Source organism: Geodermatophilus siccatus, from assembly GCF_900103785.1.
GTDB lineage: Bacteria > Actinomycetota > Actinomycetes > Mycobacteriales > Geodermatophilaceae > Geodermatophilus > Geodermatophilus siccatus.
In genome coordinates this window covers 399,676-426,173 of sequence record NZ_FNHE01000003.1, presented here as the reverse complement: position 1 = coordinate 426,173, position 26,498 = coordinate 399,676, and the positions used below count along the sequence as shown (strand labels likewise).

Sequence of the window (26,498 nt, the reverse complement as noted above, 5' to 3'; positions counted from 1 at the left end):
ACGGGACGGGCGGTCGGCGGCGTCAGCGTGCCTCGACCGACCGTGACCGCGTCGTCTCGGAGGCGGGCGCCCACCAGGCGGGGCCCCCGCCGCGAGGGCAAGGTGGGGGCGTGCGAGCCATCGTCTACACCGAGAACGGCGACCCCGACGTCCTGCAGCTGGTCGAGCGCCCCACCCCCGAGCCCGGCCCGGGTGAGGTGCGGGTCCGGCTGGCCTTCTCCGGGGTCAACCCGACCGACTGGAAGTCCCGGCGCACCAACCCACCCGGCCCCGACGGCCAGGTGCCCGACCAGGACGGCTCCGGCACCGTCGACGCCGTCGGGGAGGGCGTCGACCCGGTGCTGGTCGGCGAGCGGGTGTGGGTCTGGGAGGCGGCCTGGCAGCGCCCGCACGGGACGGCGGCCGAGTACACCGTCGTCCCCGCGCGGCAGGTGGTGCTGCTCGGCGCCGGGCCCGCGTTCGAGCTGGGCGCGGCGCTGGGCATCCCGTTCCTCACCGCGCACCGCTGCCTGACCGTGGCCGAGTCGCTGCCCGACCGGCTCGGCCCCGGGGCGCTGACCGGCCACACCGTCCTCGTGCAGGGCGGGGCCGGCGCGGTCGGCAACGCCGCGATCCAGCTGGCCCGCTGGGCCGACGCCACGGTGATCGCCACGGTCAGCAGCCCGCACAAGGCACAGCTGGCCGCCGCGGCCGGCGCCTCGCACGTCGTCGACTACCGCGAGCAGGACGTCGTCGCCGAGGTGCGCAAGGTCGCCCCGAAGGGCGTGGACGCGATCGTCGAGGTCTCCGCCGCCACCAACGCCGCCGTCGACGCGCAGGTCATCGGCCTGCACGGGGCCGTGGCGATGTACGCCGACGACGGCGGCGCGGAGGTGACCGTGCCCGTCCGCGCGCAGATGGTCCCCAACGCGCGCTGGCAGTTCGTCCTCGTCTACACCGAGCCCGAGCGCGCCAAGGCGATCGCCGTCGAGGACGTCAACGCCGCCGTGCTCGACGGCGCCGTCCGGGTCGGCGAGGACGCCGGCCTGCCGCTGCACGTCTTCCCGCTGGCCGAGACCGCGCAGGCGCACCGCGCGGTGGAGGACGGCGCCGTCGGCAAGGTGCTGGTCGACGTGACGGCCTGAGAGAGGACCCTTCTGCCCCCCACCGCTCGCGGGCTCGCGGCGGGACCCTGCAGAAGGGTCACCCGTCGCGGGACCCGGGACCAGGCCGGCTGACAGGATCGGGCAATGCCTCGCGTCCTCGTCGCCCCGGACAAGTTCAAGGGATCGCTGACCGCTCCCGAGGTGGCCGCCGCGGTCGCGCGCGGGCTCACCGCCGGCCGGCCGGACGTCGAGGTGAGCTGCCTGCCGGTCGCCGACGGCGGTGACGGCACCCTCGCCGCCGCGCTGGCCGCGGGCTACGAGGCGGTGCCCGTCACCGCGACCGGCCCGACCGGCGAGCCGGTGCAGACCGCCTACGCCCGGCTCGGCGACGTCGCCGTCGTCGAGATGGCCGACGTCTCGGGGCTCGGCCGACTGCCCGGGGGCCGGTTCGCGCCCCGCACCGCCACCAGCCGCGGCACCGGCGAGGTCGTCGCCGCGGCGCTGGCCGCCGGTGCCCGCCGGGTCGTCCTCGGCATCGGCGGCAGCGCCACGACCGACGGCGGCGCCGGACTGCTGCAGGCCCTCGGCGCGCGGCTGCTCGACGCGGACGGCGCACCGGTCGGGCCCGGCGGCGCGGGGCTGGAGCGGCTGGCCCGGGTGGACGTCAGCGGGGTGACCGCCGCGCTGCAGGGCGCCGAGGTGGTCGTCGCCTGCGACGTGGACAACCCGCTGACCGGCCCCTCGGGCGCCGCGGCGGTCTACGGCCCGCAGAAGGGCGCCGACCGCGACGACGTCGTCCACCTCGACGGCTGCCTGGCCCGGCTGGCCGACGCGGTCGCCGAGGCCACCGGCCGGGACCTGCGCGACGAGCCGGGCGCGGGCGCCGCGGGCGGGGTGGGGTTCGCGGCCCTCGCCGTCCTCGGGGCGCAGCTGCGGCCCGGCATCGACCTGCTGCTGGACCTGCTCGGCTTCGACCGGCTGGTGGCCGGGGCCGAGCTGGTCGTGGTGGGTGAGGGGTCGCTGGACGAGCAGAGCCTGCGCGGCAAGGCGCCGGTCGGCGTCGCCCGCCGGGCTCGAGCGGCCGGCGTCCCCGCGGTGGTCGCCGTCTGCGGGCGGCGCGACCTGCAGGACGCGGCGCTGCGGGAGGCCGGCATCGACGCCGCTGCCGCGCTCACCGACCTCGAGCCGGACCCCGCGCGCTGCATGGCCGAGGCCGGCCCGCTGCTGGAGCGCCTGGCGCAGCGCATCGCCGCCGAGCACCTGCCGACCCCGGCCTGACGGGGCGTCCGGGGCGCGCCGGCGGGTTCACCAGGAGGCGAGGACGCGGGCGGGACCGCCCGAACCCTCCTCGAACGGGATGAGGCCGACCACGATCGTCGCGCCCGTGGGTGGGACGCGGTCGAGGTGGGCGAGGTTCTCCAGCCCGTAGCGGTCGGCGCCGGTGAGCAGGAGGTGGGTGTCGAAGGTCGTGGACGCGCCCGGGTCGATGCTGAGCGTGTCGACGCCGAGGCTGCGGATGCGGCGGCGTTCCAGCAGCCACTCGCAGGTGTCCGCACCGAAGCCGGGGAAGTGCAGCGTCCCTGTCGCGTCGGCGCCGCGGTAGGCCTCCGGATCGCCGAACCTGCTGCCCCAGCCGGAGTTCATGAGCACGGCGGCGTCGTCCGGGATGCGGCCGTGCCGCCGCTCGTGCGCGCGGACGTCGTCGATCGTCACGACGGTGTCGGGCTCGTCCGCCGCACGCGAGCTGATGTCGATGACGACGGCGGGCGTGACGAGCTCGTCGATCCGCAGCTCGGGCGCGAGGCGACCGCCCGCCGTGAAGTGTCCCGGCGCGTCGACGTGGGTGCCGGTGTGCTCGACGAGGCGCCACTCCTGCTGGTAGTAGCCGTTCTGCTCGATCGTCACGACGGTGCGGCGCGTCGGCGCCTCGGTCGGCACGAACATCGGCAGGCTCGTGGTCAACGGGTGCGTGAGGTCGCACAGGCCGCGACGGCCCCAGCCCGGGGCTCGCGGTGTCCGGTCCTCGGCCCGAGCGGTGCCGGTCAGCGCAGCGGTCACGGCCGCGGCCGCGCCGCCCACCAGCGCCGTCCGCCGGGAGAAGCCGGCCCCGGTCCCCTCGCGGGCCTGCTGCGCCACCCTGCCCGTGTGCTCCGTGCACATGCGCGTTCTCCGTCGTCCCCGTCGTGACCGGGTGCCCCTGGGCTCGGGTGCCCGCGCACCATAGCCCCGGGAGCGGCCACGGGACCGCACGTCGCTGCGCGGGGGCGGACGCCTGACCCGGGCCCTGACGGGTCCTTCCTCAGCCGACGCCGAGGTCGCGGGCGATGAGCATCCGCTGCACCTCGCTGGTGCCCTCACCGATCTCGAGGATCTTCGCGTCGCGGTAGAAGCGGCCCACCGGGAACTCGTTCATGAAGCCGTAGCCGCCGTGCACCTGGGTGGCGTAGCGGGCGTTGTCCATCGCCACCTCGGAGCTGTACAGCTTGGCGATCGAGGCCTCCCGCGCGTACGGCTCGCCGCGCAGCATCTTCTCGGCCGCCCGGTAGTAGGCCAGCCGTGCGGTGGAGGCGCGCACCTCCATGTCGGCGATCATGAACTGGATCGCCTGGTTGCGGCCGATCGGCTGCCCGAACGCCTCCCGCTGCGCCGCGTACTTCACCGACTCGTCGACGCAGCCCTGCGCCAGCCCGACGGCGAGCGCTGAGATCGCGATCCGGCCCTCGCCGAGGATGGAGAGGAACTGCGCGTAGCCGCGCCCGCGCTCCCCCACCAGGTTCTCCGCCGGCACCCGGCAGTCGCTGAACGACAGCTCGCGGGTGTCCGAGGCGTTCCAGCCGACCTTCGAGTACCGCTTGCCCACGCTGAAGCCCGGCGTCCCCGACGGGATGGCGATCGCCGAGATCTCCTTGCCGCCGTCGGGCCGGGTGCCGGTGACCGCGGTGACGGTGACCAGCTCGGTCAGGTCGGTGCCGGAGTTGGTGATGAACGCCTTGGACCCGTTGACCACCCAGTGGCCGTCCTCCAGGCGCGCGGTGGTGCTGGTGGCGCCGGCGTCCGAGCCGCCGCCGGGCTCGGTCAGCCCGAACGCGGCCAGCGCCTCCCCGTTGCACAGCCGGGGCAGCCACTGCTGCTTCTGCTCCTCGGTCCCGAACCGGTAGATCGGCATCGCGCCCAGCGAGACGCCGGCCTCGAGGGTGATCGCCACCGACGAGTCGACCCGCGCGAGCTCCTCGAGCGCCACGCACAGGGTGAAGTAGGTGCCACCCGAACCGCCGTACTCCTCGGGGAAGGGCAGGCCGAACAGGCCCAGCTCACCCATCTGCCGCACGATCGCGGTGGGGAACTCGTCGCGCTCGTAGAACTCCCCGATCTGCGGGGCGATCACGTCCTGCGCGAACTCCCGCACGACCTTGCGCAGGGCCTCGGTCTCCTCGTCGAGCCGGTAGTCCAGCACGGTCAGTCCTCCCCGGCCGTCACCACGGCCACCCGCTCGTCGAGCCGGACCTGCTGGCCGGCCGTCACACCGAGCTCGGTGACCGTCCCCGCGAGGGGTGCGGTCAGCACGTGCTCCATCTTCATCGCCTCGACCACCAGCAGCGGGGCACCGGCCTCGACCCGGTCGCCGACCGCCGCCTGCACCAGCGTCACCGTCCCCGGCATGGGCGCGGTGACCGCGCCGTCCCCGGCCGCGCCCTCGACCGCCGAGTGCAGCCGCTCGTGCTCGCGCAGCACGCTCACCCGGCCGTCGGCGGCCAGCCACAGCTGCCCGCCGGAGTGGACGACGGCGTACCGCGCGGTGACGCCGTCCAGGGTCACCGACAGCTGGTCGCCGTCCCGCGTCGCCGCGGCCGGCACCGGGTCGGCCGACCCCACCTGGACGAGGGCCGCGGACGACCGGCCGCGCACCCGCACGGTCACCGGGTCCCCGCCGGCGGCCTGCAGCCGGCGGACCGTCCAGGCCGGCTCGCCGAGCCGCCAGCCGTCGGGGACGTCCCAGCGGTCGACCACCGGACCGGTCGGCTCGGCCTCGAGCAGCTCGAACAGCGCCGCCGCCGCGTGGACCGCCGGCGGCACGGGCTCGGCGGCGGTCAGCGCCTCGCCGCGCCGCTCGATGAGCCCGGTGTCCAGCCGCCCGGCGACCACGTCGGGATCGGTGAGCAGCGCCCGGAGGAAGGCCGTGTTGGTCGGCACCCCGAGGACGGCGGTGTGCCCCAGCGCGCCGACCAGGCGGGCGCGGGCGGTCTCCCGGTCGGGACCCCACGCGACCACCTTGGCCAGCATCGGGTCGTAGTCGGTGCCGACGACCGAGCCCACCGCCAGCGAGCTGTCCAGGCGCACGCCCGGCCCGGCCGGCTCGCGCAGGCCCAGCACGGTGCCCGTCTGCGGCAGGAAGCCGCGGGCCGGGTCCTCGGCGTAGAGCCGGGCCTCGATGGCGTGCCCGTCGAGCACGACGTCGTCCTGGGTGAACGGCAGCGGCTCCCCCGCGGCGACCCGCACCTGCAGCTCGACCAGGTCCAGGCCGGTGACCATCTCGGTGACCGGGTGCTCGACCTGCAGCCGGGTGTTCATCTCCAGGAAGAAGAAGTCGGTCGGCCGCTCGGCGTCGACGATGAACTCCACCGTGCCGGCGCCGGTGTAGCCGACGGCCCGGGCGGCCTCGACGGCGGCGGTGCCCATCGCGGCGCGGGTGGTGGCGTCCAGCAGCGGGGACGGCGCCTCCTCGACGACCTTCTGGTGCCGGCGCTGCAGGCTGCACTCCCGCTCGCCCAGGTGGACGACGGTGCCGTGGCCGTCGCCGAGCACCTGCAGCTCGACGTGCCGCGCCGACCCGACGTAGCGCTCGACCAGCAGGGTGTCGTCGCCGAAGGAGCCGCGGGCCTCGCGCCGGGCGGCGGCGATGGCGTCACGCAGATCGGCCTCGGCGCGCACCACCCGCATGCCCTTGCCGCCGCCGCCGGCGCTGGGCTTGAGCAGCACCGGGAAGCCGACCTCGACCGCGGCCGCGGCGACCTCGTCGTCCGACATGCCGGGCTCGGTCCGCCCGGGGACGACGGGGACGCCGGCGGCCATCACGGTCTGCTTGGCGCGGATCTTGTCGCCCATCGCCTCGATCGCGGCGACCGGCGGGCCGATGAAGACGACGCCGGCCTTCTCGCAGGCCCGGGCGAACTCGACGTTCTCGGACAGGAAGCCGTAGCCGGGGTGCACCGCCTGGGCGCCGGTGCGGGCGGCGGCGTCGAGCACCCGCTCGATCGACAGGTAGCTCTCGGCCGCGGGCGCCGGGCCGATCGGGACGGCGACGTCGGCCTCCCGGACGTGCCGGGACCCGGCGTCGGCCGCGCTGTACACGGCCACCGAGCGGATGCCCATCGCGCGCAGCGTGCGGATGACCCGGACGGCGATCTCGCCGCGGTTGGCCACGAGGACGGTCTCGAACACCGCTCAGCACCCCCCGCCGGGGGTGTGGTCAGGCCGCCTTGCGGGTGCTCTTGGCGAGGACCTTGTCGGCCTTGTCCAGCTTGACCAGGCGGCGCTTCTTGACCGTGTAGCCCGGCGGGAGCGTCCCCTCGGCGAGAGCCCGCAGGGGGCACCGCTTGCAGCGCGGCTTGTCCTGGCAGCACTTCTTCTTCGGCATGCGCGCGGACTTCCCCACGCGGTGAGGTTAGCCTCGCCTTCCCCAGTGGTCCACCGGCACCGGCGTGTCACCGGATAGCGTGCGGTGACCGCCACCGCACACGTCCGGGAGACCCGATGGCCGCCCCCGCCTTCGTCGAGCTGCTGAACACGCAGATCGGCAACGAGTTCGCCGCGCACCAGCAGTACGTGGCGTGCGCCGTCTACTTCGACGAGCTGACCATGCCGAGGACGGCGCAGCTCTTCTTCGACCAGGCGCTCGAGGAGCGCGAGCACGCCATGATGATGGTCAAGTACCTGCTCGACTCCGACGCGCCGGTCCGCATCCCCGGCATCCCCGCCCCGGTCAGCGAGTTCGCCGACGTCGTCGCCCCCGTCGCCCTGGCCCTGGAGCAGGAGAAGCGCGTCACCGAGCAGATCAACGCGCTGATCGGCGTCGCCCGGCGGGAGAACGACTTCGCCTCCGACCAGTTCATGCAGTGGTTCATCAAGGAGCAGATCGAGGAGGTCAGCAAGATGAGCGACCTGCTCACCGTCGTGAAGCGCTCCACCCACGACCTCGAGACGATCGAGGACTACGTCCTGCGCGAGGTCAAGGCCGAGGCCGCCGACCCCACGGCGCCACCGGTCGCGGGGGCGTGAGCGGCTACATCCGGAAGACGCCATAGCCAACCTCCTCCAAGGGGGCGTTCGCGCAGGCGGACAGCGCGAGGCCGAGCACGGTGCGGGTCTGGGCGGGGTCGATGACGCCGTCGTCCCACAGCCGGGCGGTGGCGTAGTAGGGGTGGCCCTGGGTCTCGTACTGGTCGCGGATCGGCTTCTTGAACGCCTCCTCGTCCTCGGCCGGCCACTCCTCGCCGCGGGCCTCGAGCCCGTCGCGGCGCACCTGGGCGAGCACCGAGGCCGCCTGCTCCCCGCCCATGACCGAGATGCGGGAGTTGGGCCAGGTGAACAGGAAGCGGGGCGAGTAGGCCCGGCCGCACATCGAGTAGTTGCCGGCCCCGAACGAGCCGCCGATGACGACGGTCAGCTTGGGCACCCGCGCGCAGGCGACGGCGGTGACCATCTTGGCGCCGTGCTTGGCGATGCCCCCGGCCTCGTAGTCGCGGCCGACCATGAACCCGGAGATGTTCTGCAGGAACAGCAGCGGGGTGCTGCGCCGGTCGCACAACTCGATGAAGTGCGCGCCCTTGAGCGCGGACTCGCCGAACAGCACGCCGTTGTTGGCCACGACGCCGACCGGGTGGCCGTGGAGCCGGGCGAACCCGGTGACCAGCGTCTGCCCGTAGAGCGGCTTGAACTCGGCGAACCGGCTGCCGTCGACCAGCCGGGCGATGACCTCGCGGACGTCGTAGGGCGTGCGCGGGTCGGGCGGGACCACGTCGTAGACCGACTCCGGCGGGTGCAGCGGCTCCTCGGCCGGCTCGACGTCCCACGGCCGCGGGGTGCGCGGGCCGAGGGTGCCGACGATCTGGCGCACCAGCTGGAGGGCGTGCGCGTCGTCCTCGGCCAGGTGGTCGGTGACCCCGCTGACCCGGCTGTGCAGGTCTCCCCCGCCGAGCTCCTCGGCGGTGACCACCTCACCGGTCGCGGCCCTCACCAGCGGTGGACCGCCCAGGAAGATCGTGCCCTGCTCGCGGACGATGACCGCCTCGTCGCTCATCGCCGGCACGTACGCCCCGCCGGCGGTGCAGGAGCCGAGGACGGCGGCGATCTGCGGGATGCCGGCCTCCGACATGGTGGCCTGGTTGTAGAAGATCCGGCCGAAGTGCTCGCGGTCGGGGAAGACCTCGTCCTGCATCGGCAGGAAGGCCCCGCCGGAGTCGACGAGGTAGACGCAGGGCAGCCGGTTGTGCAGCGCCACCTCCTGCGCCCGCAGGTGCTTCTTCACCGTCATCGGGTAGTAGGTGCCGCCCTTGACGGTGGCGTCGTTGGCGACGACGACGACCTCCCGGCCGGCGACCCGGCCGATGCCGGTGATGATCCCGGCGGCCGGCGCCTCGCCGCCGTACATGCCGTGTGCGGCCAGCGGCGAGAGCTCCAGGAACGGGCTGCCCGGGTCGAGCAGGGCGTCGACCCGCTCGCGCGGCAGCAGCTTGCCCCGCGCGGTGTGCCGCTTCCGGGCCCGTTCCCCGCCGCCGAGCGCCACCCGGCGCAGCTGCTCGGCGAGGTCGGCGACGAGCGCGGCGTGCGCCTCGGCGTTGCGCGCGGCGGCCGCGCCGTCGGTCGTCGGCCTGCCGGCCAGCACGGGGGCGTCCACGGCCGGGATGTTAACGGTGGTTCACGAACGGGGTCAACGACCGTTAACATCGCCGCCGTGACGGACGCCAACACCGCGCTGCACGCGGACGCGACCCGCCCGTCGCGCCGCGAGCAGATCCTGCAGGCCGCCGCACAGCTGTTCGCCGAGCGCGGGTCCCGGGCCGTGGGGGTGGACGACGTGGGCGCGGCGGTCGGCGTGACCGGCCCGGCGATCTACCGGCACTTCGCCAGCAAGGACGCGATGCTCGCCGAGATGCTGCTGCGGATCAGCGAGCGGCTGCTCGAGGGCGGCACCGCACGGGTGGCCGCCGCCGGCGACGACCCGATGGCGCAGCTGCGCACGCTGATCGCCTTCCAGGTCGACTTCGCGCTGGACAACCCCGCGCTGATCACCGTGCACGACCGCGACCTCGGCTCGCTGGCCGACGACGACGCCGCGCAGGTGCGCCGGCTGCAGCGCCGCTACGTCGAGGTGTGGGTCGACGTCCTGGGCCGGGTGCACCCGACGTCGGACGCCGCGACCAACCGGGCCCGGGCGCACGCCGTCTTCGGGCTGGTCAACTCGACCCCGCACAGCGCCGGCCGGCTGCCGCGCCGCCGGACGGCCGCGCTGCTCGCCGCGATGGCCGAGGCCGCCGCGACCGCCTGGAACGTCCCCTGATGATCAGGTGAGCTGATCGTCCGGGGTCCTGGCTCACCACTGGGCGTGGGCCAGGAGCCGGGAGGGTCAGCTCAGCTGATCGTCCCGGGGGGGCGACCGCCGGTCACGGGGTGGACTGGGGCATGGGCAGCACCAGCGCGGTCGAGGCGACGACGTCGAGGTCGGCGGTCGACCCCGTCGACCCGGGTCCGGCCCAGGCGGTCTCCACGATCGTCACGCTGCTGCCCGAGACGGCGCTGGCGTACTCGGCCCCGGACAGCTGCGCGGGACCCCCCGGGTAGCGGACGCCCTCGCGCAGCAGGTCGCTGACGTTGCCGCTGCCGTTCCGGTCGGTCAGCGCGCGCAGCGCCAGGGCGCCGCTCTCCTCCCCCATGTCGGCCACCGAGACCGAGACGACGACCGGCCGGCCGCCGACGTCGGTGGAGTACAGCGCCCGCGCCAGGCCCGCGCAGTCGGTGGCGGCGAAGAAGTCGGCCACCGTGCCGTAGGCGTTGCCGACGCAGGTGGGATCGGTCTGCACCCGCTGGGCGACGAAGGTACGGCCGTCGACCGTCTCGATCTGCCCGGGCTGCGGCCCGCCGGCGACCTCGCCGAGCGCTCCGCCCTGCGCGGCGGTGGACGGCGACGCACCGGCGTTCGCCGCCTCGTCCCCGCCGAGGACCGCGGTGACGCCCACGCCGAGGAGGACGACGAGCAGCAGCGCGGCCGCGACGAGCAGCGCGGTCCGCCGCGGTGAGCGCTGCCGCCGGCGCGGTCCCACGAGGGGGACGCCGGCCGGGCGGGTACCGGAGGCGACCGGCGGCCGGGCCGGGGGCTCCACCGGGACCGGCGGCGCGGCGGGTGGGGCAGCGACCGGCTCGGCGGCGACCGGCTGAGCGGTTCTGGGCTCGGCGTCGGCGAACAGCCCGCCGAGGCCGCCGGTGTCCTCCTCGCGGACGCCGACGGTGGGCCCGACCAGGGTGTCCCGGACGACGGGAGCCGACGGTGCGGCCAGGTCCGGTGCCGCGGTCGACGGCGGGGCCACCGGAGCGACGGCGAGGTCCTGGGCGCGTGCGTAGGCAGGGGCTGCGGCGCGGGCGGCCTCCTCGTCGGCGCGGATGGCGGCGGCGGCCACGGCCGCGGCGGCCGCCGGGTCGACCAGCGGACGCATCGGCTCGGGCGCGGCGGCGTGCGGCGCGGGGTGGTGCGCCACCGGCACCGGGGCCGCTCCCCCGGCCTCCGCCCCCGCCACCGCCGCGGCCATCGCGGCCGGGGCGAGCAGCTCGGGCGTCCGCAGGACGTAGGGCGAGTACGGGAAGCCCTCGCCGTTGAGCTCCTGGGTGGTGGGCACCCGGCCGTCGAGCTCGAGGGCCTCCAGGGCGGCGCGCACGTCGGCCGTCGTCCACAGGCGCGGGTTGGCGACGCCGGTGTAGCGGGCCGAGCGGGCGATGCCCAGCAGCAGCGAGCGGGGCTCGAGCAGCGCGACCTGGTCGCCCTCGCCGAGGTCGCCGTCGGCGGGCACCAGGCCGGAGAGGTCGCCGACCAGCACGGTCAGCCGGGCGATCCGGCCGGGCTCCAGGCCGGCGCGGCGCAGCCGCACTGCGGTGTCCATGCCGGCGCGCATCAGCCCGTCCAGCGGGGTGGACCCGCCGCCGGAGAGCTGCAGCACCTCGCCCGGGCGGCCGGGCTCGGGGCCGACGGTCCACGCCCCCTCGGGCAGCGCGGTGACCACGCCGCGCTGCCGGGCCACCTCGGCGATGCGGACCACGGCCAGGCCCTCCGGCACGAAGAGCACCGCGTCGGAGATCCGGCGGCCCACCGGCCCGTCGAGGACCGGCAGGGAGGCGACGACCGCACCCCGGACCGCGCCGCCCGTGTCCCAGCGGGCCAGTTCGGCGAAGAGCGCACGCTCCCCCGCCGTCTGCAGCGGCCGGGGGGTCAGGGCCAGCACGTCGGTCCTCCGGGGCGGGGGGCAGGGGCGGTGGGCGGCATCGCGGCGCGGTCACCGGGAGGGGCTGCCTCCGACGCTACGGCATGTGACGGGCCGGTCCGGGACGCTCAGCGGGTCGGCGCGCCGCCCGGCACCGGGACGACGGGTGGCTCTCCGTGCTCCTCGAGGGGCGCGCACCAGGCGGCCAGCGACCGGCTCCGGGCGACCGCGTCGAGCAGCGTCCACAGGAGGGTGGCCGCCAGGGCGGTGGCCAGGACCACCTCCGGCCGCCAGTCCCACGGCGGGAGGAGCCCGACGACGTCCAGGGCCGCACCCGCACCGTAGGTGACCACGGCGACCAGCGGACCGGCCAGCCCGCCGGGCACCCGACGGGTGACGGCGAGGTCGACGGCGACCGCGCCGGCGAGCAGTGCCAGCGGCAGCACCGAGGGCGGGAAGCCGATCGCCACCAGGCCCAGCCACACGACCGCGCGGTAGGCCAGATAGCCGGCCGCGATCGTCGTGGCGGCCCAGCGCAGCCCGGTGACCCGACGGGCGACGACGAGGGTGAGCAGCCCGGCACACAACAGCCACGCCGGGTGCACCCAGGCCGGGACCGGGAGCATGAACGACGTCGGGCTCTGCGCCTGGGCGACGGCGAAGTCCAGCAGCTGCGGCTCGGCCGTCGTCCGCCCGGCCTCGTAGGCGCGCAGCGAGAGGACGCCGTACTCCTGGTGCTGGTTGGGGAACAGCACGTTCTCCGCGAAGAACAGCCACAGCCCCAGCGCGACGGCGTCCCGCACGCGGTCGGGCGCGGCGTACAGCCACCAGCCGCGCAGCGCGCCGGCCAGCATGACCGCCGTCCCGAGGTAGAGCAGCGAGTGGCTGGGGCTCCAGCTGGTGATGTCCAGCCCGTTGACCCGGTGGTTGACGATGTCGACCGGGACGGCCACGAGGAACAGCCCGGTGCCCACCTGCATCAGGCGCAGCGCGCGGCGGTCGACGCCGTAGCCGGTGTAGCTGGAGAAGAGGACCAGCGCGACGACCACGACGGTGCCGGCGGAGTTGAGCAGGTGCGGCGGGGCGAGGTCGTCACGCAGCCACCTGAAGTGCCAGGAGACGTCCCACGACGAGCCGACCATCTTCAGCAGGAAGGCGCCCAGCCAGGCCGTGTAGATCCAGCGCAGCTCCTGCTGGGTCGTCGGCCGGCCGGGGCGGCCCGGCGTGACGTAGGCCGGCCACAGCCACCGGAGCGTCGCGACCGGGTGGCGGAAGGCGGTCCTCGCCGAGCCAGGGGCCGGCGGGGCCGCTCGGTCGACGTCGGGGGCGGCGTGGGGCACGGTGGGTCTCCCTGGGCTCGAGGCCGTCGCGCTGGGCTCGAGGCCGTCGCGCCGGAGCCTAGCGAGGCGCACGGCCCGTTCCCGGCTCCCGAGCGGCCTCGGAGTGGCGGGTGCGGTGGGGGCCGGGCGTGCGGGCGACCGGGACGGGTGGCACGTAGGGTCGGAACCCGTGGCGGACAGCGCGGGACACCTGGTCTGGATCGACTGCGAGATGACCGGGCTGGACCTCACCCGGGACAAGCTGATCGAGGTCGCGGTGCTGGTCACCGACTCCGAGCTCAACGTCCTCGACCCGGGCCTGGACCTGGTGATCTCCGCCGACGACACCGCGCTGGAGGGCATGGTCGACGTCGTCACCGAGATGCACGCCAAGTCCGGCCTCACCGAGGCGGTGCGGGCCTCCACGCTCACCGTCGCCGAGGCCGAGCAGCAGCTGCTGGCCTACGTGAAGCGGTTCGTGCCCGAGCGGCGGACGGCGCCGCTGTGCGGCAACTCGATCGGCACCGACCGCGGCTTCCTCGCCCGGGACATGCCCCAGCTCGACGACCACCTGCACTACCGGATGATCGACGTCTCCTCGGTCAAGGAGCTGGCCCGCCGCTGGTTCCCGCGGGTGTACTTCGCCCAGCCGCAGAAGGGTCTGGCCCACCGCGCGCTGGCCGACATCATCGAGTCGGTGCGCGAGCTCGCCTACTACCGGCAGACGCTGTTCGTCGACGTCCCGGGCCCCTCGACGTCCCAGGCGCAGGCGGCCGCCGCCGAGGTCACGGCGTCCTTCGCCGAGCTGTTCGCGGCCGAGGACGCCGGCGCGCCCGGGCAGGCACCCCCGGCCGCGTCGGACGCCTGAGGGTCTCCGGTATCGTGGTGCCCGTTCCCGGGCGACCCGCTGACGAGCGGCCGTCCGGGAGACGTGGTGGGTGTAGCTCAGCTGGTAGAGCACCAGGTTGTGATCCTGGGTGTCGCGGGTTCGAGCCCCGTCACTCACCCCACGAGGGAGGCCCTGGTCAGTTCCCTGACCAGGGCCTCCACTCGTTCCGGCGCCGTCCGCGGGAGCAGTCGGGCCCCCGCTGCTCCCTCGGCTGGGGGGCGATCTGGGGGCAGCGAGGGGCGCGACTGCCCAGCGGATCCGGCTGCGCACCGTGCGGCCGATCCTTCCGACCGACCGCTTGCAGCACATCCCCGTGTCCCGCGATCCCTGCTGCGACAGCTGATCGGCGAGTGCCCGCGGCAGTACGGCGGGCGGACGGACGCGGTCGCGGCCCGCCCCGACGCCACCGTCGGCGGCACTGGACATGGCGAGGACCTCGACGAGCCGGTCATCACCGCCGCCGAACCCGGCGTGCCGACCGGGACCGACTCGGCGGCGATCGCCGCACTCCTCGACCCGCCGCGGCGGCGGGATCACGTCGTCCCGCCCGGGGAGGGCGGGCCCACGAGCCGATGGGTGAGGACCCGGACGGGGTGCAGATCCGCGGCGGGCGGTCGCGTGCCTAGGTCGCGGCCGGGGGCGGGCCGTCCGGCGTCAGCCCGACCGGCACGTCGACGGGGCCGGGTTCGAACAGCACGGTGAGCCGCCCCCGCTCATCGGCACGCACTCGTGCCCGGACGCCGTACACCCTGGCGATGAGCTCAGCGGTGAGCACCTCCCCCGGCGATCCACCGGCCACCGCTCTCCCCCGGTCCAGGACGACGACCTCGTCGCAGAACATGGCCGCGAGGTTCAGGTCGTGCAGGGCGACGACGCTGGTGACGGGAAGCCGGGTGACCAGTGAGAGCAGTTCCAGCTGGTGGCGGATGTCGAGGTGGTTGGTGGGCTCGTCCAGCAGCAGCTCGCGGGGCTCCTGCGCGAGCGCCCGGGCGATGTGGGCGCGCTGGCGCTCACCGCCGGAGAGGGTGTGCCAGAGCCGGTCGGCCTTGTCGGTGAGTCCGGTGTGCTCGAGGGCTGCGGCGACGGCGACCTCGTCACGGGTCCCGGTCGCGCCGAGGAACCCGCGGTGGGGGATCCGGCCCAGCCGCACGACGTCCCGGACGCGGATGTCGGTGTCGGTGTGGGCGTGCTGGCTGACGACCGCGACGGCGCGGGCCACGTCGCGCCGGGACAGGTCGCCGAGCTCGGCGCCGTCGAGGGTGACCACGCCGGAGTCGGGCTTGCCGGTGCCCCCCAGCAGCCGCAGCAGCGAGGACTTCCCCGAGCCGTTCGGGCCCAGCAGGCCGATCGTGGCGCCCGGGGTCGGGCGCAGGGTCACCGCGTCGACGACCAGCGCCCCGCCGCGGTGCCACACCACCTGCCGCGCCTCGAGGGTCACGGCACCCGCCTCTTCCGCAGCAGGATCAGCACGAAGGCCGGCACGCCCACCAGCGCCGTCCCCACGCCGACCGGGAGCGGGGTCGGCTGGAAGGCGACCCGCGACACGGCGTCGACCCACACCATGAACACCGCGCCGATGAGCGCGGTGGCCGGGACGAGGCGGGCGTGCCGGGGACCGACGAGGAACCGCGCGGCGTGCGGGAGCACCAACCCGACGAAGCCGACGGCGCCGGCGACGCTCACCAGGGTCGCGGTGATGACCGCGGTCAGCACGAGCAGCAGCATCCGCACCCGGCCCACCGCGATGCCGAGGGAGGCGGCGACCTCGTCGCCGAAGGAGAAGGCGTCGAGCGCGTGGGCGTAGCCGAAGCACAGCGCGGTGCCCACCAGCACGACCACGGCGCACAGGACGACGTCGTCCCAGCGGACGCCCTCCAGCGAGCCCAGCAGCCAGAACATCACGCCGCGGGTCTCGTCGGAGTCGGCGAACGCGAAGATCGCGAAGGAGGTCAGCGCGGAGAACAGCTGCGTGCCGGCCACGCCGGCGAGGATGACCCGATCGGTGCCTCCCCCCGACAGGCGGGCCAGCAGGATCACGAGGCCGAACGCGAGGATCGCTCCGACGAAGGCACCTCCGGACAGACCCAGCGCGGACCCTCCGAGACCGAACACGCCGATCACCACGGCGCCGGTGGACGCACCCGAGGAGATCCCCAGCACGAAGGGGTCGGCCAGCGGGTTGAGCAGGAGGGACTGCAGCACCGCACCGCAGATCCCCAGGCCGACACCGATCGCGGCCGCCGTGAGGGCCCGGGGCAGCCGCTCCTCCCACACGATGGCGTCCTCCACCGCACGGACCGGGATGTCGGCCAGCCCGAGGTGGTTGAGCAGCACGTCGCGCACGTTCACCAGCGAGACGTCCGCCGGCCCGAGCGTGATCGCGGCCGCGACCGAGAGCCCGACCGCGGCGACCCCCGCGGTGACGAGCAGCAGACCCAGGAGCCTGCGACGGCGCGGGGCCGAGGACACGCCCTCGGCCCCGGCCGTCACGGCGACGGCGGGCCCAGTGTTCAGGACGCCCCCTGCAGCTGCTCCAGGCCGGCCGCGATCTTCTCCAACCCGTCGACGAAGCGGATCGACGGGTTCATCTCCGCCCCGTGCAGCGCGATGTACTGCTGGCCGCGCACCGCCTGCAGCGTGCTGGTGAGCGGATCGGACGCCAGGAACGCCTTCTTGTCCTCCAGCAGGTCACCGGGGAACCGGTCGCGCAGCAGGTCGCCGAGGACGAGCACCTCGGGGTCCCGCTCGACCACGGACTCCCAGCCGACCGCCGACCAGTCCTCGTCGAGGTCCGCGAACACGTTGCGCGCCCCCACCGTGCTGGCGAGCAGGTTCGCCGAACCGAGGCCGCCCGCCACGTACGGGCTCTTCGTGTCGGCGAACCAGAACGCCATCGTGACGTCGCTCCGCTCGATCCGGGCGGTCGCGGCGTCGGAGCGCTCCTGCATCTTCGCGATGAGCGCCTCGCCCCGCGAGGGGACGTCGAAGATCGCGGCGAGCTCGCGGATCTCCTGGTACAGCGGGTCGACCGTCAGGGGCACGGTGCGCGTGCCGCCGCCGTTGATGCTCACGCCGTTCTCGCAGTCGGTCGGCGAGAGGTAGGAGGCGATCCCGGTCTCGTCGAAGCGGGCGCGCTCGGCCACGCCGCCGGTGGTGAAGTGCCGGCCGAAGGACGCGGTGACGAGGTCGGGGTCCGCGCCCAGCACGGCCTCGTAGCTGGGCGCGTTGTCCGCCAGCCGCGGCACGGACTCGTTGGCCTCGGCCAGCTCGGGCAGAACCGGGTCGGTCCAGGAGGCGGTGCCCACGACCCGGTCGCCGAGGCCGAGGGACAGCAGGATCTCCGTCGACCCCTGATCGAGGGAGACCACCCGCTCCGGAACGGCGTCGAAGGTCAGCTCCTGGCCGCAGCTGTCCACCACGAGCGGGTACTCGGTGACGCCCTCACCCCCGCCGGCCGCGGCCTCCTGCGCCACCGGCTCGGAGGCGCCGCACGCGGTCAGGGTGCACGCGGAGATGACGGCGGTGGCGGCCAGGCCGACCCGACGGATGGACGTTCTCATCCTGGTTGGTTCCCCTGTCACTGGTCCGGCTGCGCGGCGCCGACCGGACGGACCGCATCCCGGAGGACACACCGAGCACCGGAGGCCCGAGATGAGCGTTGCCTAACCTAACCGACGACCACACGGCGACGTGTCCCGCCCCCGGCCCGGGCCGACGATCCCGGGTCGCGGCAGGCGCCCGCCACGAGGCCTCAGGGGCCCGTGGGGCCGGGTGCCTGGCCGGTGGACAGTGCCGTTGCGCGCGTCCCGGCGCCGGGCGGGCCAGCCGGGACGGGCGCGACCTGCTCCGATCCCCGGTGCCGGTCGACGCGCCGGGCGAGCAGCCACAGCCCGGCCGCCGACGCTGCCGGGAAAACGGCGAGGACGACCCAGGGCACTGCGGCTCCGGGGTGCGGTGCGTGCGCGCGGTCGAGCAGTGCGCCGACGCCGGTGCTGCCCACGAGGACGGCCATGCCGCCGGCGGAGGCCAGGAAGCCGAAGTGGGCCCCCAGCCGGCGCTCACCGGCCAGCCGGGGCACGAGGTCCTGCGCCACGGGGACGGCGACCATCTGGCCGGCGCACAGCAGCACCACCATCCCGACGGCCGGGGCCAGCGCCCACGGCCCGGGCGGCGGCTCGAGCGGCGCGCAGACCGCGACGAGCAGGAAGGACGCCGCCATGAGCAGGAAGCCGACCGGCAGGGCCCGCCGCGCCCCGGCTCGGCGGGCCCTGCCGGTCACCCGCATCTGGAGGAGCAGGACCAGCACCGCAGCGAGCACGAACAACCAGCCCAGCGCCTGCTGGCTGCCGGTGGCCCGGGTGAGCTCGACGGGCAGGGCGAGGTAGAGCTGGTTGTAGCTGAGCAGGTAGGTGCAGTAGCAGGCCGTGAAGGCCAGGAAGGTGCGGTTGCGCAGCACCTGCCGCCAGCCGGCCAGCACCGGTTCCTCGCCACTGCCCTCGGTGCGCAGGTCGCGCGGCAGGTACCGGGCGTGCGCGGCCAGGACGACGGCGAAGACCCCGGCGGCGACGACGCAGGTCAGGGCGAAGGGCACGGCCAGCAGCACCGCACCCAGGACGGGGCCGGTCACCGAGCCGAGCTTGCCGGCGATGGCGTCGAGGCCGAAGACCTCCGCGCGGGTGGCCACCCCGGCCGCCTCCAGCTGCCGCCCCTGGTCGGCGAGCGCCGACTCCACCGCGGGTGAGAACAGCGCGGCGGCGAAGCCGACGAGCACCGCCCCGAGCAGAACACCGGGCAGGGCGGTCGCCGCGGCGAGCACGAGGAAGCCGGTGATCCGGATGCAACACCCGAGCAGCACCATCGGCTTGACACCGAAGCGGTCGGCGAGCCCGCCGCCGAGGAAGAACAGCCCCTGCTGGCTGAAGGTCCGCACGCCCAGCACCAAGCCCACGACGCCGCCGGCGAGGGCGAGGTCCTCGGTGAGGTGGACGGCGAGGAAGGGCACCACCAGGTAGAAGCCGACGTTGAAGGCCAGCTGGGAGAGCAGCAGCAGTCGCGGGACGAGCGGGAGCTTGCGGAACAGCACCAGCGGCGCCCAGCTCACGACAGCACCAGCCGCGTGGCGGCGGTCGTCAGGGCCGAGGCCGACTCCTCGGTGACCAGCAGCCGCGGACGGCGGGTGAGCACCGGGGTGAGGGCCATCGGATGCCGCCGCCTGCCGGAGCGCTCTGCCGGATGCGCCGAACCGTGCGAGGCCGGTCGGGCAGTCGGGTCCTGCCGCGCCGCATGCTGCCCCGCATCGCCGCGCCGAGAGCACTCAGGGGCCGCGCCCGCGTCCAGGCACGGGCCGCCCGGCTCGGCGGGCACGGCGCCCGACCGCCGGCCGTCGGCGGCGCGGATGACCATGCAGGTGTCCTCTCGGTCGGCGTCGCGAGTCGATGCCGCACGCGGGAGACCCACCCGGTGCAGCGGGTGATGTGACCGGGGAGAGAGCGCTGCACTCGACCCGCACTATCGCAAACCGTCCGCAACAGGTCGCGCCCGGCTCAACGGCGCGCGGTCGCAGCCCTGACTCCGGTATGGCTGCGGGGATCAGGTGTTCGAGCTGCTCGCCACCGTGCAGGCGGCCGGCGGGTTCCTCGCCTCCCCGGGTGGTCGGACTGCTCAACACCGTGGCCTCGCCGGCTGTGGCGGTGGCCACCTGGCGGCGTGGATCACCATGGCGGCGTCAGCACCGGGCGTTCACGGCTCGCCGGGCCGGATCGGCGGACCTCCCGCAGCGGGCTGCTGCGGTCCCTGCCCGGCCTGGCCGTACACCGCACCCGCCGTCCGCTGACCGTCTGGGCGGCCGGTCTGATGGCGTACTTCCTGCTGATCGGCCTGTCGGCCACGTCGACGACCACGTTCCTGCGGGACGAACCCGGTCTTCGCCCGGATGGCAGCCCAGGCCGGCTTCACGCGGCTGGGGTCGGTGCAGAGGTACGTGTCGGGGCTGAAGGCGGTGCTGGCCATCCCCATCGGGGCGTTCGCCGCTGCCCGCATCGCCGCGCTCGCCGCCGCGATCGTCCTGGCCGCCGCGACGGGACCGGACACCTGGGGCGGCGCCTCCTGGGTGGGCGGCGGCCTCGGCCTGGGTGAGGCTCTGGCCGGCGCGCTCAGCGTCGTCCCGACCTCGCTGCTGCGCCTGAGCGCGGCCCGCACTCCGGCCCCCGTCGGCGTCCGCGCGGACCTGGGAGGTCTGGGGGGGCAGATCGGGGGGCAACCGTCCGCTGGAGACCGCTGGAGACCGCTCAGGACCGCTCAGGACGTCCGGAACGGCCCGTAGCCCGCGCATTCGCCGGGCCACCAGGCCCGGGACCGGCCGCACTCGCGGGTTCGAGCCCGGTCACCCACCCCACCGGGAGAGGCCCTGGCCAGGCGACTGACCAGGGCCTCTCCTCTTCTCCGGGTGAGCCGAGGATCGGGATCACCCGGTGTGGCCCCTCGCCGGGAGGCGGACCGGGGCTGGCGACGGGGATCGCCGACCCGTCGGGCTGACCCCGCAGCGCGCCACCTCGGGTCCGAGGTGAGGAGGCGGACAGGGAGCGGCAAGGAATCGGCCGGGAGCGGCAAGAAGTCGGTGAAGCGGTGCACGAACCCGCCCCCCGACGGCCTCCTGCTGCGAGGAATGCCGGGCGACCGGAGCGCGCGTCCCCGGACGCGGCACCCGACCCGCCCGCCACCTCGACCTGACCGGAGGAACACCCGATGCTCCTGCTCTGCCCGCCCGACGTCGCGACCGCCGCGCCGCCCCCGGGCCGGGCTCCCGAGGCACGACGCGCCCAGCGGCCCGGCCGCGTGACCGGGTTGGACGTGGCGCGGGCCCTGGCGGTGTTCGGCATGCTCGGCGCGCACGTCGGCGGGGTGCCCGCCGACGTGGTCGCCTCGCCGTCGAGCTGGCTGGGAGCGGTCCACGGCCGGTCCTCGGTCCTCTTCGCGGTGCTCGCCGGGGTGTCGCTGGCACTGCTGACCGGCCGGACCGTCGCCCCGGCCGGTGAGGACCTGGTCCGCGCCCGGACCCGGGTCCTCGTGCGGGCGGCGTGGGTCTTCGGCATCGGTGTCGCGCTGGAGGCCCTCGGCACCGACATCGACGTGATCCTGGGCGTCTACGGGGTGCTGTTCGTCCTCGCGCTGCCGTTCCTGCGCTGGTCGCCGCGCCGGTTGCTGCTCGCGGCGGCCGTGCTGGCGGTCCTGACGCCCCCGGCGGCGCTGCTGTCGACGGTGCGGGCGCAGGCCGCGGGGCTCGAGGAGTCCCCGGTCGTGCTGCTGGTGCTCAACGGCCCGTACCCGGCCCTGATCTGGTGGACCTTCATCCTGGTCGGCATGGCCGTGGGCCGCTCCGACCTGGGATCGCCGCAGGTGCGCGCACGGCTGCTGACCGCGGGCGTGGCGCTGGCCGTCCTCGGCTACGGCGCCGGCTGGGCGACCACCCGCTGGTGGGGGCAGGCGGCGTCGACGCAGGCCTGGGTCGACGGCGACGTCGACGCCCGCACCTGGAGCCTGGCCTGGCTCAGTGGAGCGGCGCCGCACAGCGGCACGACCTGCGAGATCGTCGGTTCGGTCGGTGTCGCGCTGGTCGCCATCACCGCGTGCCTGGTGCTCGCCGAGCGACTGCCGACAGCCACGTTGCCGCTGGTGTCGGTCGGCGCGATGGCGCTGACCGCCTACACCGGCCACGTCGTCGTGCCCACCGTGCTCGGCTGGGACGTCGAGGGCGGTGCCCCGTGGCTGGCGTCCATCGCCGTGATGGTCGTGCTCTCCACCGGGTGGCGGCTGACCCTCGGCCAGGGGCCGCTGGAGAGGCTGCTGTCCACCACCTCGCGCAGGGCGGCGGCGCTGGCTGCGCGGTACCTGGCTCCCCAGCTGCGGCCGTCGTCGTAGCTCCGTCCGCTCCCCTCGCGCGGACCCAGGGGACGGCGAGGCCACCGGCGGAGTCGGCCATCCGCCCGACCACCGAGGACCGCCCCGGGACCCCGGCGGCGGGGCGGGCACGAGGCACGCCCCGCCGCCGGGTCGGCGTTCAGCCGCCGAACTCGGCCAGCAGCTCCTGCATCTCGGCGATCTCGGCGTTCTGCGTGTCGCGGATGTCCTCGGCCATCGCGATCGCGTCGGGGTCCTCGCCGTCGGCGATCTCGGTCTCGGCCATCCGCACTGCGCCGGAGTGGTGAGCGGTCATCATCTCGAGGAACATCCGGTCGAACTCGGCGCCGGAGGCGTTGGTCAGCGCATCCATGTCCTCGTCGGACATCGTCCCGCCCATGTCGCCGTGATCCGTGCTCCCGTGGTCCGTGCCGGTGGATCCGGTGGCCTCGGCCCCCCATGCCTCCAGCCACCCGGACAGCGTCTGGATCTCGGGGGCCTGGGCGGCCTCGATGCGGGCGGCCAGGTCCTCCACCCGCGAGTCGGCGGCCCGGTCAGCGGCCAGCTGCGCCATCTCCACGGCCTGCTGGTGGTGCGGCAGCATGCCCTGCGCGAAGGCGACGTCGGGGTCGTCGTCGTACCGAGCCGCGGCGTCGCCGGACGCACTCGCGGAGGCGCTGGTCGACGAGCCCTGGGACATGCCCTCGTGACCGGGGTCGCCGGAGCAGCCGGCGAGGGCGAGGGTGCCGGCGAGCAGGGTGCCGGTCAGGCCGCTGAGGCGTGTGGTGCGGTTCATCGTCGGTGTTCTCCTGCGGTCAGTGCTGGGTGAGGGCGTGCGCGGACCGCCGCCGCGGCAGCTGGGCTGGGGCGGGACGGTGCAGCGGTCGGCCTAGGTCCGCAGGACGCAGAGGGAGAACAGGTCCGGAGGCCGGGCCGGGGCGGGGCGGGGCAGCCCGCGCAGCCAGGCCGGCAGCGCGGCCGGTGGCGCCTGCCGCAGCAGGCGGCGCGCGGCGAGGGAGAGCAGGACTGCCAGGCCGGTGGCGAGCACCGCCAGGCAGACGGCCCACAGGTGACCGGGCAGGCCGTGCCAGTGCCCGGGTGCGCTGCCCGCGGTCGCGGCTCGCGCGGCGTCGTCGTGAGCGATCGGCGCCGCAGCGCCGCCGCCGTGGCCCACCGCGGACGGCGTCAGGTGGGTGTCGGCGGCGGTGACCGCGGCCGCCACTGCGGTGTCCACACCGTGGCCGGCGTGCGCGGCCCCACCGGATCCGGGGCCGCACTGCAGCCCGTGGCCGAGGAAGACCGCGGCCAGCAACAGCACCGCCGCCCAGCCCCGCACCGCCGTCCCCACGGCATCGAGGCTACGAGCCGCTCGTGGCCGGCTGCGGGTCCGGCCGGGCTCCGCAACGTGCCCGCGCGTGGCGAGACAGCGGGACACCGGCGCAGGCGCTGGTCCTGGCTCAGCGCCGCGCGGGCACGCGGTCGGACTCGTCGAGGACGGCGTCGGGCCTCGCCGCACCGGCCCGGTACGCCGCCCGGAATCCGGTGTCGCCGAGGGCCGCTCGGGCGCGGCGCTCGGCGCGCTCGGCGTCGGCCCGCTCGATGCGGGAGGCCGGCCGGTGCCGCCGCTGCCGCCAGGTGGCCGCTGCGCCCAGCAGCCGCGCCGCGTCGGCGGCATCGCCGCGGGCGCTCGCCACGCAGGCCAGGCCCTCCAGCGCCGCGGCGTACCCGGGCGCGGACCGCCACGCCCGGCGGTGGGAGAACGCGGCGCTGTCGAGGTCGTCGTCGTCCTCGGCGACGTGCCCCAGGCCGACGAGGGCGGCGGCGGTCCACTCCGGTTCGGTCAGCCCGGCCAGCAGCTGCTGTGCCGCAGTGAACCGCTCGCGCGCGGCGGCCAGGTCGCCGCGGTCGCGGGCCAGCAGGCCCTCGCCGACCGCGGCCCGCGGGTTCGCCTCGGCGCCGAGCTGGCGGGCGACGGCGTGGGAGTCGGCGAACAGCCGCGCGGCCCGGTCGCGATCACCGAGCAGCAGGGTGACGTGACCCGCGCCGGCGAGGGCGTACTGGACGGTGTTCGCGGGGCCGACGCCGCGGACGCTGGCCAGCGCTCCCTCGTACATCTCCAGGGCCTCCCCCAGCCGGCCTGCGCGGTGCAGGGTCATCCCGAGGTGGAACTGGATGGCCGACACACCCCACTGGTCGCCCAGGGCGCGGAAGGCCACCAGTGCCCGGTGCCCGACGGTGGTGGCCGCGGTCAGGTCTCCGGTGCCGGCGTGCAGCTCCATGCGCACGAAGTCCGCCAGCGCCGCGCACCAGGCGTCGCCGGCCCGGGTGAACAGCCGGTCGGCCCGTTCGAGCAGTGCGAAGGCCTCGGCCGGGTCGTCCCTGCTGATGCCCTCGACGGCGAGCAGGGTGTCCGACAGCGCGGTGCGGAAGTCGTCCCCCAGCTCCGCGAACAGCGCCCGGCTCTGCGCCGCGGCGGCGGCGCAGCCGGCGTCGGGGTGCACGATGCAGGCGCCGGGCCGGGCGGCGACCGCCAGTGCCTGCAGCGCCCGCGCCCGCGCGGCCGGTGAGCCGCCGGGGGCGGCGTCCAGCATGGCGGCGACCCGCGGGCCGCCGTCGGGGCGCGTGGCGAAGTACCAGTACCAGCCCAGCGGTGCGACGAGCCGCAGCCCGACATCCGGCTGTTCCGTCGCGTGCTCGGTGCACCAGGCCAGGGCGGCGTCGAGATCGTCGCGCTCGGCGGCCAGCCGCGGCAGCCAACGGGCCTGCCCGTCGCCGCGCAGGTCGGCCTCGGCGCGTTCGGCCAGGGCGGTGAGGTGGTCGACGTGCGCCCGGGCGATCCGGTCGGCTTCCCCGGACTCGGCCAGGCGCTCGGCGGCGTACTGGCGGATGGTCTCCAGCAGGTGGTAGCGCGGCCCGGTGACCGGGTCGACCCCGGCGCGGTCGACGACGACCAGGGACCGGTCGACCAGCCGGCCGAGCAGGTCCACCAGCGCCGACGGTCGCAGCGACTCGCTGGCGGCGACGGCCTGCATCGCGTCCAGGGTCCAGCTGCCGCGGAACACCGACAACCGCCGCAGCAGCACCCGTTCGGCGTCGCTGAGCAGCTGGAAGCTCCAGTCGACGGTGGCCCGCAGGGTCCGCTGCCGCGCCTCCGCGGTCCGCGGGCCGGTGGTCAGCAGGGCGAAGCGGTCACCCATCCGCCGGGCGAGCTCCTCGACCGGCAGCGCCGCCACCCGCGCCGCGGCCAACTCCAGAGCCAGCGGCATCCCGTCCAGGTGCCGGCAGATGTCCGCGACGGCGGCGGCCTCGGCCTGGTCGCGAACGGCGAAGCCGGGCAGGACGGCGCGGGCCCGGTCGACGAACAGCTGCACCGCCGCGCTGGCCGCCACGTCCCCACCTGGCTCGCCGGCGGGCACCGGCAGCGGGTCGACGGCGTACTGCACCTCACCGCGGGCGGCCAGGGGTTCGCGGCTGGTGGCCAACAGCCGTACCTGCGAGCAGGACTCCAGCAACCGCTCGGCCAGCACCGCGGAGGCGTCCGCGAGGTGCTCGCAGTTGTCCAGGACCAGCAGCACGGCGCGGTCGCGCAGATGGCCGAGCAGTTGGTCCTCGGCGGTCGCCGTCGCCGCGTCACGCAGCTCGAGCGCGGCGAGCACGGCCGAGGGCACCTGCTCGGGATCGGTGACCCCGGCCAGCCGGACGAACGCCACGCCGCCGAGACGGTCCGCGGCGGCGCGAGCGGCCTCCAGCGCCAGGCTGGTCTTCCCCACGCCGCCCGGGCCGGTGACGGTGACCAGCCGGGCGGTCAGCAGCAGGTCGACCACCCGCCGCAGGTCGGTCTCGCGGCCGAGGAACGAGGTCAGCCGCGCCGGCAGGCGAAGCGGGGCGCGCTGCGGGGCGGTCGTCCCCGGGGCGGGGGAGGTCACGGCCGGGGCCGCCAGGTCCGGCCGTTGCTGCAGGATGGCCTCCTGCAGCTCACGCAGCTCGGCGCTGGGTTCCAGACCCAGCTCGGCGTCGAGCACGGTCCGGGCGCGCCGGTAGGCGGTGAGCGCGTCTGCCTGCCGGCCGGCCCGGTAGAGGGCGAGCATGAGGCGGGCGTGCAGCCGCTCGCGCAGCGGATGCGCTGCGGTGAGCTCCTCCAGGTCACCGAGGACCGCAGTGTGCCGGCCGGCGGCGAGCTCGAGGTCGATCAGCTCCTCCCGGGCGGCCAGCAGCAGCTCCGTCAGCCGGGCGGCCTCCGGCCCGGCCCACGCCGCACCGGCGAACTCGGCCAGCGCGGGGCCGCGCCACAGCGCCAGCGTCTCCCGGTACCGCTCGACCGCGGCGACCGGATCGGCGGCGGCGCGGGCGGCGGTCAGCCGGTCGGTGAAGGACAGGGCGTCGACGCGGTCGCGGTCGACGTCGAGCAGGTAGCCAGGCGGGCGGGTGACCACCAGCTCGGCCGGCGCGCCGGCGGCGGTCAGCGCGCGGCGCAGCTTGGACACCCGCACCTGCAGCGCATTGGCGGGGTTGGCCGGCAACGTCTCGCCCCACAGGGCGTCGACCAGGGCCGGGACGGCGACCACCCGCCCGGCGGACAGCGCCAGCAGCGCCAGCAGCTCCCGCTCCCCCGCGCCGGGCAGGGGCCGAACCTGCCCGTCAACGACCAGCTCGACCGGCCCGAGGACGCGGATCTCCATGCGCCGCCCCTCCCCGACCGGGTCCGTGTGGCCGAGGCGCCGATTCTGACCCTCCCGCGAGGCCGGGACAACGAGTCGACCGACGGGACAGCACGGTCAGCGCACCGACAGCGGACGGACAGCGCACCCGGCCACGGTGGGACCAGCGACCCACCCCTGGGAGA

21 protein-coding genes and 1 tRNA gene are annotated in these 26,498 nt (G+C 75.6%); 8 read left to right on the top strand and 14 right to left on the bottom strand.

Annotated elements, in window-relative coordinates:
* Positions 1 to 110 precede the first annotated feature (110 nt).
* Together BLS21_RS07965 and BLS21_RS07960 are read left to right on the top strand one after the other, a co-directional pair.
* Positions 111 to 1,124: an NADPH:quinone reductase gene (locus BLS21_RS07965; protein WP_091216107.1), complete on the top strand. Its 1,014-nt coding sequence runs from the start codon at positions 111 to 113 to the stop codon at positions 1,122 to 1,124.
* 105 nt (positions 1,125 to 1,229) lie between these two features.
* A complete protein-coding gene (locus BLS21_RS07960; protein ID WP_091216103.1) occupies positions 1,230 to 2,363 on the top strand; it encodes a glycerate kinase in 1,134 nt (377 codons plus the stop codon).
* A 27-nt stretch (positions 2,364 to 2,390) separates the two neighbouring features.
* Here BLS21_RS07960 and BLS21_RS07955 read toward each other — a convergent pair whose 3' ends face one another.
* The 4 genes from BLS21_RS07955 to BLS21_RS07940 form a co-directional block, all read right to left on the bottom strand.
* A complete protein-coding gene (locus tag BLS21_RS07955) occupies positions 2,391 to 3,245 on the bottom strand; it encodes a cyclase family protein (RefSeq protein ID WP_091216101.1) in 855 nt (284 codons plus the stop codon).
* A 139-nt stretch (positions 3,246 to 3,384) separates the two neighbouring features.
* Entirely contained in the window at positions 3,385 to 4,539 is a 1,155-nt protein-coding gene (locus BLS21_RS07950; RefSeq protein ID WP_091216098.1) for an acyl-CoA dehydrogenase family protein, read from the bottom strand.
* A gap of 2 nt (positions 4,540 to 4,541) precedes the next feature.
* On the bottom strand, positions 4,542 to 6,524 hold the full coding sequence (locus tag BLS21_RS07945; RefSeq protein WP_091216096.1) for an acetyl-CoA carboxylase biotin carboxylase subunit: 1,983 nt from the start codon (positions 6,522 to 6,524) through the stop codon (positions 4,542 to 4,544).
* Between the two features lie 28 nt (positions 6,525 to 6,552).
* Complete coding sequence (locus BLS21_RS07940; protein WP_091216093.1) at positions 6,553 to 6,738, bottom strand: hypothetical protein; 186 nt, start codon at positions 6,736 to 6,738, stop codon at positions 6,553 to 6,555.
* Positions 6,739 to 6,836: 98 nt separating this feature from the next.
* On the opposite strand from BLS21_RS07940, the gene BLS21_RS07935 reads away from it, so the two are divergent.
* Positions 6,837 to 7,361: a ferritin gene (locus tag BLS21_RS07935; RefSeq protein WP_091216090.1), complete on the top strand. Its 525-nt coding sequence runs from the start codon at positions 6,837 to 6,839 to the stop codon at positions 7,359 to 7,361.
* Between the two features lie 4 nt (positions 7,362 to 7,365).
* Here the strand turns inward: BLS21_RS07935 and BLS21_RS07930 are convergent, their stop codons facing one another.
* On the bottom strand, positions 7,366 to 8,979 hold the full coding sequence (locus BLS21_RS07930; protein ID WP_091216087.1) for a carboxyl transferase domain-containing protein: 1,614 nt from the start codon (positions 8,977 to 8,979) through the stop codon (positions 7,366 to 7,368).
* Positions 8,980 to 9,036: 57 nt separating this feature from the next.
* Between BLS21_RS07930 and BLS21_RS07925 the strand changes: the two genes are divergently transcribed.
* A complete protein-coding gene (locus tag BLS21_RS07925; RefSeq protein WP_091216085.1) occupies positions 9,037 to 9,642 on the top strand; it encodes an SACE_7040 family transcriptional regulator in 606 nt (201 codons plus the stop codon).
* A gap of 103 nt (positions 9,643 to 9,745) precedes the next feature.
* Here BLS21_RS07925 and BLS21_RS07920 read toward each other — a convergent pair whose 3' ends face one another.
* Positions 9,746 to 11,572 (bottom strand): hypothetical protein, encoded by a 1,827-nt coding sequence (locus tag BLS21_RS07920; protein WP_091216082.1) that lies wholly within the window; start codon positions 11,570 to 11,572, stop codon positions 9,746 to 9,748.
* Positions 11,573 to 11,679: 107 nt separating this feature from the next.
* Positions 11,680 to 12,891 (bottom strand): hypothetical protein, encoded by a 1,212-nt coding sequence (locus BLS21_RS07915; RefSeq protein ID WP_091216079.1) that lies wholly within the window; start codon positions 12,889 to 12,891, stop codon positions 11,680 to 11,682.
* Positions 12,892 to 13,060: 169 nt separating this feature from the next.
* Here BLS21_RS07915 and orn point away from each other — a divergent pair, with 169 nt between their 5' ends.
* Together orn and BLS21_RS07905 are read left to right on the top strand one after the other, a co-directional pair.
* Entirely contained in the window at positions 13,061 to 13,738 is a 678-nt protein-coding gene (gene orn / locus BLS21_RS07910) for an oligoribonuclease (RefSeq protein WP_091216077.1), read from the top strand.
* A gap of 66 nt (positions 13,739 to 13,804) precedes the next feature.
* Positions 13,805 to 13,880, top strand: a tRNA-His gene (locus BLS21_RS07905).
* Positions 13,881 to 14,381: 501 nt separating this feature from the next.
* Here the strand turns inward: BLS21_RS07905 and BLS21_RS07900 are convergent.
* The 4 genes from BLS21_RS07900 to BLS21_RS07885 form a co-directional block, all read right to left on the bottom strand.
* Positions 14,382 to 15,197 (bottom strand): ABC transporter ATP-binding protein, encoded by an 816-nt coding sequence (locus BLS21_RS07900; protein ID WP_091216074.1) that lies wholly within the window; start codon positions 15,195 to 15,197, stop codon positions 14,382 to 14,384.
* Positions 15,194 to 16,228, bottom strand: coding sequence for a FecCD family ABC transporter permease (locus BLS21_RS07895; RefSeq protein ID WP_091216504.1), 1,035 nt, complete (start codon positions 16,226 to 16,228; stop codon positions 15,194 to 15,196). The genes BLS21_RS07900 and BLS21_RS07895 overlap by 4 nt, the downstream gene beginning before the upstream one ends.
* A 41-nt stretch (positions 16,229 to 16,269) precedes the next feature.
* Positions 16,270 to 17,319 carry an ABC transporter substrate-binding protein gene (locus BLS21_RS07890; protein ID WP_091216071.1) on the bottom strand — a complete coding sequence of 350 codons (1,050 nt, stop codon included), beginning with the start codon at positions 17,317 to 17,319 and terminating at the stop codon, positions 16,270 to 16,272.
* Positions 17,320 to 17,510: 191 nt separating this feature from the next.
* Positions 17,511 to 18,860: an MFS transporter gene (locus BLS21_RS07885; protein ID WP_091216069.1), complete on the bottom strand. Its 1,350-nt coding sequence runs from the start codon at positions 18,858 to 18,860 to the stop codon at positions 17,511 to 17,513.
* Between the two features lie 831 nt (positions 18,861 to 19,691).
* Here BLS21_RS07885 and BLS21_RS07880 point away from each other — a divergent pair.
* The gene (locus tag BLS21_RS07880; RefSeq protein WP_091216066.1) at positions 19,692 to 20,081 is read left to right on the top strand and encodes a hypothetical protein; all 390 of its coding nucleotides are present in this window, start codon (positions 19,692 to 19,694) and stop codon (positions 20,079 to 20,081) included.
* Between the two features lie 422 nt (positions 20,082 to 20,503).
* Positions 20,504 to 21,676: a heparan-alpha-glucosaminide N-acetyltransferase domain-containing protein gene (locus tag BLS21_RS07875; protein ID WP_091216063.1), complete on the top strand. Its 1,173-nt coding sequence runs from the start codon at positions 20,504 to 20,506 to the stop codon at positions 21,674 to 21,676.
* A gap of 139 nt (positions 21,677 to 21,815) precedes the next feature.
* On the opposite strand, the gene BLS21_RS07870 is transcribed toward BLS21_RS07875, so the two are convergent.
* The 3 genes from BLS21_RS07870 to BLS21_RS07860 all read right to left on the bottom strand — a co-directional run bounded on the left by BLS21_RS07870 (position 21,816) and on the right by BLS21_RS07860 (position 26,334).
* Entirely contained in the window at positions 21,816 to 22,451 is a 636-nt protein-coding gene (locus BLS21_RS07870) for a DUF305 domain-containing protein (protein ID WP_091216061.1), read from the bottom strand.
* Between the two features lie 93 nt (positions 22,452 to 22,544).
* Positions 22,545 to 23,003: a hypothetical protein gene (locus BLS21_RS07865; RefSeq protein ID WP_091216058.1), complete on the bottom strand. Its 459-nt coding sequence runs from the start codon at positions 23,001 to 23,003 to the stop codon at positions 22,545 to 22,547.
* A gap of 109 nt (positions 23,004 to 23,112) precedes the next feature.
* Complete coding sequence (locus tag BLS21_RS07860) at positions 23,113 to 26,334, bottom strand: AfsR/SARP family transcriptional regulator (protein ID WP_091216055.1); 3,222 nt, start codon at positions 26,332 to 26,334, stop codon at positions 23,113 to 23,115.
* Positions 26,335 to 26,498: the final 164 nt, after the last annotated feature.

What these genes read in the sequence shown, in the direction of transcription:
- BLS21_RS07960 (WP_091216103.1), top strand. Translation starts at nt 1,230, where the DNA reads ATGCCTCGCGTCCTCGTCGCCCCGGACAAGTTCAAGGGATCGCTGACC.
- BLS21_RS07955 (WP_091216101.1), bottom strand. Translation starts at nt 3,245, where the DNA reads ATGTGCACGGAGCACACGGGCAGGGTGGCGCAGCAGGCCCGCGAGGGG.
- BLS21_RS07935 (WP_091216090.1), top strand. Translation starts at nt 6,837, where the DNA reads ATGGCCGCCCCCGCCTTCGTCGAGCTGCTGAACACGCAGATCGGCAAC.
- BLS21_RS07890 (WP_091216071.1), bottom strand. Translation starts at nt 17,319, where the DNA reads ATGAGAACGTCCATCCGTCGGGTCGGCCTGGCCGCCACCGCCGTCATC.
- BLS21_RS07880 (WP_091216066.1), top strand. Translation starts at nt 19,692, where the DNA reads ATGGCAGCCCAGGCCGGCTTCACGCGGCTGGGGTCGGTGCAGAGGTAC.
- BLS21_RS07875 (WP_091216063.1), top strand. Translation starts at nt 20,504, where the DNA reads ATGCTCCTGCTCTGCCCGCCCGACGTCGCGACCGCCGCGCCGCCCCCG.
- BLS21_RS07870 (WP_091216061.1), bottom strand. Translation starts at nt 22,451, where the DNA reads ATGAACCGCACCACACGCCTCAGCGGCCTGACCGGCACCCTGCTCGCC.
- BLS21_RS07860 (WP_091216055.1), bottom strand. Translation starts at nt 26,334, where the DNA reads ATGGAGATCCGCGTCCTCGGGCCGGTCGAGCTGGTCGTTGACGGGCAG.